The 5,405-nt window shown below is 74.4% G+C and carries 6 protein-coding genes; 2 read left to right on the top strand and 4 right to left on the bottom strand.

All coding sequences use genetic code 11. From position 1 onward, the window contains the following. Positions 1 to 127: 127 nt before the first annotated feature. Genes fliW through ACFUVW_RS19225 form a run of 4 tightly spaced genes read right to left on the bottom strand, consistent with a single transcriptional unit; the run spans position 128 to position 3,361 of the window. Positions 128 to 526, bottom strand: a complete 399-nt coding sequence (gene fliW / locus ACFUVW_RS19240; protein ID WP_430572906.1) for a flagellar assembly protein FliW — start codon at positions 524 to 526, stop codon at positions 128 to 130. Then, positions 523 to 1,398 carry a flagellar hook-associated protein FlgL gene (gene flgL, locus ACFUVW_RS19235; RefSeq protein WP_430572905.1) on the bottom strand — a complete coding sequence of 292 codons (876 nt, stop codon included), beginning with the start codon at positions 1,396 to 1,398 and terminating at the stop codon, positions 523 to 525. The genes fliW and flgL overlap by 4 nt, the downstream gene beginning before the upstream one ends. A 40-nt stretch (positions 1,399 to 1,438) precedes the next feature. Further along, complete coding sequence (gene flgK / locus ACFUVW_RS19230) at positions 1,439 to 2,860, bottom strand: flagellar hook-associated protein FlgK (RefSeq protein WP_430572904.1); 1,422 nt, start codon at positions 2,858 to 2,860, stop codon at positions 1,439 to 1,441. Between the two features lie 9 nt (positions 2,861 to 2,869). Then, positions 2,870 to 3,361: a flagellar protein FlgN gene (locus ACFUVW_RS19225; RefSeq protein WP_430572903.1), complete on the bottom strand. Its 492-nt coding sequence runs from the start codon at positions 3,359 to 3,361 to the stop codon at positions 2,870 to 2,872. Positions 3,362 to 3,576: 215 nt separating this feature from the next. Here ACFUVW_RS19225 and ACFUVW_RS19220 point away from each other — a divergent pair, with 215 nt between their 5' ends. Both ACFUVW_RS19220 and ACFUVW_RS19215 read left to right on the top strand, forming a co-directional pair. Next, positions 3,577 to 4,371, top strand: a complete 795-nt coding sequence (locus ACFUVW_RS19220) for a sigma-70 family RNA polymerase sigma factor (RefSeq protein ID WP_430572902.1) — start codon at positions 3,577 to 3,579, stop codon at positions 4,369 to 4,371. A gap of 127 nt (positions 4,372 to 4,498) precedes the next feature. Continuing rightward, entirely contained in the window at positions 4,499 to 5,359 is an 861-nt protein-coding gene (locus tag ACFUVW_RS19215; RefSeq protein WP_430572901.1) for a flagellin, read from the top strand. Positions 5,360 to 5,405: the final 46 nt, after the last annotated feature.

Below are 5,405 nucleotides of genomic sequence, written 5' to 3'. Positions count from 1 at the left end.
CGTCCACGAGGCGAGCCGTTCTTCCGTGACCGCCGAGGCAGGACCCGTCCCGTACTACCTCGCGCAGGCTCGGACTACCTCGCGGGGGCTCGGACTACCTCGCGGGGGCTCGGACTACCTCGCGGGGTCAGGCGGGGACGAGGGTGCGCCGCAGGTCCAGCCCCTGGCCCTCGAGGATGGTCTGCACGGCGGCGCCGGTGACCGGGTGCACGAGCAGCGGGGCCATGAGGTTGACGGTGAGGGCGCCGTCGCGCGCGCTCGCGACGACGAGCACGACGGGTTCGAGAGGCCCCACGGACTCTGGTGCGCTCCGGTCCGCCGGGTCCAGGCCGAGGCGCGCGAGGTCCGCGACGGGCACGGCCGGCGCGAAGTCGGGCACCCACAGCGCGGGATCGAGGGCGAGCACCTGCACGCCGGGCGCGTCGAGCGCCACCAGGGTGTAGACGCCGTCGGCGGGCTCGGTGACGAGCTCGAACAGACGGGCGCCGAGGCCGGGGAGCGGGGTCAGGAAGGTGAGGGTGGTCATCGCAGGTAGTCCATGAGGGTCGGCTGGAGGACGCTGGCACCGATGTTCAGCGTCGCCTGGTAGGCGACCTGCTTGAGCTGCAGGTCGATGGCGAGCTCGGCGATGTCGACGTCCTCGATGGCGGCGCGGCGCGACTCGAGCCCGGTGCGCACGCCGAGGTTGGTGTCGGCGGCCCGCTCGAGCGTGTTCTGCCGGGCGCCCACCGTCGTGTGCTGGGCGAGCACCGCGTCGAGGCGCGCGTCGACGGCGGCCACGTGGTCGCCGCTCCAGGTCCCGGCCCGCAGGTCCGCCGCCATGGTGTCGAGGAGGGCGAAGACCGAGCCGGCGCCCTCGCCGAAGACGGCGGCCCCGTCGGCGTCCACCCGGACGGTGGTGTCGGCGCCCACCCGGCGCTCGACGCCGGACCCGGGGGTGCCGGTGTACGAGTAGTCGTCCCGGAAGGCCACGCCCTCGTCCGAGGTGCCGGCGAAGACGGTGCGGCCCAGGTAGGTGGTGCCGGACTGGCGCAGCAGCTCGTCGCGGAGCTCGCCCAGCTCCTGCGCGATCGCCTCCCGCGCCTCCGGCGAGGTGGTGTCGGAGGCTCCCTGGAGCGCCAGGTCGCGGGCCCGCTGCACGATGTCGGTGACGGTCCCGAGGGCCGAGTCGAGCGTGGCGAGCCAGCCGTCGCCGTTAGCGATGTTCCGGTCGTACTGCCGCTCGGTGGCGAGCTGGTTGCGGACGGCCAGGGCGTCGGCGGCGGAGGACGGGTCGCTGGAGGCCCGCGTCAGGCGGCGCCCCGAGGTGCCCTGCTCCTGCAGCTCGGCGATCCTCGCGAGGTTGGACTGCAGGCTGCGCGTGACGTACGACGCCTGCATCTGGTTCGTGATGCGCACGGTGATCTCCTGGGTGCCGGTGGGCAGCGGTGGCAGTGGCCTACAGGCCGACGCGGCCGGTGCGGTTGATGAGCTGGTCGAGCATCTCGTCGACGGCGGTGAGCACCCGCGCCGCGCCCTGGTAGGCGTGCTGGTACTGCATGAGGTTCACGGTCTCCTCGTCCAGCGACACGGCGGAGTGCGAGAGCAGGTCGTTCGTCGCTGCGCCTGCCGCGGCCGTCGCGATCTGCGCGTCGTGGCCGGCCGCGCTCGAGCGCACGGCGAGCTGGGTGACGTGCGCGGACCACACGGTGTCCGGGCCGTCGCTCGCGAGGCCGAGGCCCGCGATGCGGTCGGCGACGGAACCGTCCAGGGCGCCGGCGCCGTCGGCCGCCACGGCGAGCTGCCCCGGTGAGTCCACCGCGACCCGCAGGCCGGCGGCGGGGGAGCGGCCTGGTTCGAACGTGAAGACGTCGCCGCCGGCCTCGCCGGACGGCGTCCGCCCGGTCGCGTGCAGCGCGTTGACCTGGGTCGCGATCGCCGTGGCGAGCGCGTCGTAGCCGGCCGCGGCGTCGGCGAAGACGCCGCCGGAACCGGCGGGCGCGAGGGCCGACAGGTGGCCCGCGAGCTCGCCGCCCTCGAGGGTGACGGTCGAGCCGGGCCGGTGCGCCCACTCGAGGTGCACCGGCGCGCCGGCGGCGCCGTCGAGCGACGTCGCGCCCGCGAGGCGGACCTCGGTCACCCGGTTGCCGTCCACCAGCAGGTCGCCGCCCAGCAGCACGTCGACCGTGCCGTCCGGGTTGCCGCTCGTGGTCGCGCCGGTGAGGCGCGCCAGCTCGGCCGTGACGAGCGTGCGCTGGTCGACGAGCTCGTTGACCGCGCCCCCCTGGCCGGAGCCGTCGAGGATCGCCGAGTTCAGGGCCGCGACCTTCGCCGCGAGTGTGTTCACCTCGGCCGCGAGCGAGCCCGCGCCGGTGCGGGACTGCTGCCAGGCGGACTCGACCCGCGCACGGCCGTCGGCGATCCGGTCCACGAGGGCGCCGGCCCGCTCCACGACGACCCAGCCCTGGGCGCTCTCGCCCGGCGAGTTCGCGACGTCCTGCCACGCACCCCAGAAGTCCTGCAGCGCGGCGGCGACCCCGGCGTCGGAGGGCTCGCCGTGCACGTCCTCCACCGCCCGAAAGGCGGCCGCACGCACGGACGCGTACCCCTCGCCCGAGGCGGTCTGCCGGACGCGGGCCTCGAGGAAGAGGTCGCCGAGGCGCGCGATGCCGTCGACCTCCACCCCCTGGCCGACGCGCGCGGAGTGCGCGAGGCGGCCCAGGCCCATCTGCGTGAGGGGCGGCGTCGCCGACTGCTGGACGCGCTGGCGGGTGTAGCCCTCCGTGTTGACGTTGGCCACGTTCTGGCCGGTCACGTCGATGCCGGCCCGGGCGGCGCTGAGTCCCCGGAAGGCGGTGTTGAGGATGGCGAACGAGCTCATGGCGGGCTCCTACAGGACCGTGTCGAAGAGGTGGGCGACGCCGCCCTCGCGGGACGCGGACGCGCCGGACGCGTCGTAGGTGCGCGGCTCGCCGCCGAGGCTCGCGAGCGTCTCCTGGGTGGAGCGCGACGCGTGCTGGACGAACTGCGTGTTCGCGTCCCGCACCGTGCGGATGCGCACGGTCAGCTCGGTGAGCCCCTGCAGGTGACCCTCGAGGATCTCGCGCCACGGGCCGTCGGACGGCGCGGCCGCGACCAGGTCGCGCAGCGGCGCGTCCGCGGCGACGCCCCAGCCCGTCGCGACCGACTCGGAGGCGACGGTGCGCACCAGCGTCGCCTCGCGGACCTTCGCCACGACACTCTCGACCTCGCGGTTGGCGTGCGCGAGCCAGCGGGTGCGCCCCGCGGTCAGGAGCAGCTGCTCCTCCTCGAGCTTGAACAGCAGCATCTCGAGCAGCTCACGCTCCCGCCACAGCAGGGTCGACAGCTCCTGAGGTCCCAATGTGCCTCTCCCTCCGGGTGGGTGGTCGCGGGCGGGCAGGGGCCCGCTCGAGGACCACTGTCGGCAGCCGCGGCCGGGATGTGGCCGCGATCTGGCCGTGCTGCGCCGACTGAGCCGAACGCCGGACGCATGGGAGGTCGTGACGCGGTCCTCGCCGCGCCGCCCGTCCGTGCCCGGCGCTGCCGCGGCACGCCCCAGCAGAAAGGTGCTTCGGCGTGGACCTCACCGAGCGCAACGCTCTCGTCGTCGACAACCTTGCCCTCGTCGGCTTCCTCGTCTCGGACCTGTGCGCCCGGGCCGACCACCTCTCGCGCGAGGACCTCGCGTCCGTCGGCGCGCTCGCGCTCACGACGGCCGCCACGAGCTACGACCCCGGGCGCGGCGTGCCGTTCGGCGCGTACGCGCGCCGCCGCATCGTCGGGGCGCTGGCGGACGAGCTGCGCGCCCAGGACTGGGCGCCGCGCTCGGCGCGCAAGCGCATCAAGGAGCTCACGGCGGTGGAGCAGGCGCTCACCGCGTCGCTCGGGCGCGAGCCCACGGACGCCCAGGTGGCGGAGGCGATGGGCGTCGCGGTGGCCGACGTGCGCGCCACCCGCGACGACGCCGGACGGGCCGTCGTGCCGATGGAGGACGACGTGTACGACCGGGTCGTGCACGACGCGCCCGGGCCCGAGGCGGCGGCCCTCGCGGTCGAGGAGGGCTACGTGGTGCGCGAGGCCGTCGCCGCGCTGCCGGGCCAGCTGCGCCACGTCGTCGAGCAGGTCTACTTCGAGGGACGCAGCGTGGGCGACGTCGCGGCGGCGATGGGGCTGAACCACTCGACCGTCTCGCACGCCCGCAGCGAGGCGGTGCGCCTGCTGCGCGAGGCGCTGTCCGCCCACTACGCGGACCGGGCCCCGGGCCCCGCGACACCGACGGCGCGCCGCCGCGAGTACCTCGCGGACGTGGGCCGGCGGGTCGCGGGGGGCGCGACGCGCCGGGCGGCGTGGGCGGTGCCGGCGGCGTCCTGACGCGGCCGCAGGAAAGTGGTCCAGGTCACACCCCACAAGCCTGTCGGCCCGGCCGACAGTCCCTGGTGACCGGCCCACGGAAGGGCCGGAGCACCGCACCCGCCCGACTCACGGAGGACTCTTCATCATGGGCTTCAGCGTCAACACCAACGTCTCGGCACTCAACACCTACCGCAACCTGTCGCGGACCCAGGACAGCCAGAGCAAGTCGCTCGAGAAGCTGTCGTCGGGCCTGCGCATCAACCGCGCCGCCGACGACGCGGCCGGCCTGTCCATCGCGGAGGGCCTCAAGGCCCAGGTGAACGGCTACTCCGTCGCCGCCCGCAACGCCCAGGACGGCATCAGCGTCGTCCAGACCGCCGAGGGCGCCCTCGGCGAGGCGCAGTCCGTGCTGCAGCGCATGCGCGACCTGTCCGTCCAGGCGGCGAACGACACCAACAACGCCGAGGCGCGCACCGCGATCACCTCGGAGCTGGACGAGCTCTCCAACGAGCTCAACCGGATCGTCGAGTCGACCAACTTCAACGGCATCAGCCTGCTGTCCGACACCGCCACCGACCTCACCGTCCAGGTGGGCGCCGAGGGCACCGGCGCCGGCAACACCATCACGATCGACCTGACGACCAACAACCTGCAGACGATCATCGACGACACGGTCTACGACAAGACCGGTGGCGCCGGCACCGCCCTCGACGTGACCACGTCGGCCGGCGCGCAGGCGGCCATCGAGACCCTCGACACCGCGCTGACCGCCGTCTCCACGGCCCGTTCGGGCCTCGGCGCCACGCAGAACCGTCTCGACTACGCCATCTCGAACATCAACGTGGCGGCCGAGAACCTCACCTCCGCCGAGTCGCGCATCCGCGACGTCGACATGGCCAAGGAGATGATGAACTACTCGCGCACCAACATCCTGTCCCAGGCCGGGACGGCGATGCTGGCCCAGGCGAACCAGGCCGGCCAGGGCGTGCTCCAGCTGCTGCGCTGAGCCTGACCCTCCCCGCGCACCCGGCGGCCGCGACGACCGTCGTCCC

The sequence above is a fragment of the Isoptericola sp. NPDC057391 genome, assembly GCF_042668085.1.
Classification (GTDB): Bacteria; Actinomycetota; Actinomycetes; order Actinomycetales; family Cellulomonadaceae; genus Isoptericola.
The sequence above is the reverse complement of the archived record's forward strand: the minus strand, read 5'-3'. Positions and strand labels throughout refer to the sequence as shown.

Excerpts from the sequence above, each read along its gene's own strand:
- fliW (WP_430572906.1), bottom strand. The coding sequence starts at position 526 with ATGACCACCCTCACCTTCCTGACCCCGCTCCCCGGCCTCGGCGCCCGT.
- flgK (WP_430572904.1), bottom strand. The coding sequence starts at position 2,860 with ATGAGCTCGTTCGCCATCCTCAACACCGCCTTCCGGGGACTCAGCGCC.
- ACFUVW_RS19215 (WP_430572901.1), top strand. The coding sequence starts at position 4,499 with ATGGGCTTCAGCGTCAACACCAACGTCTCGGCACTCAACACCTACCGC.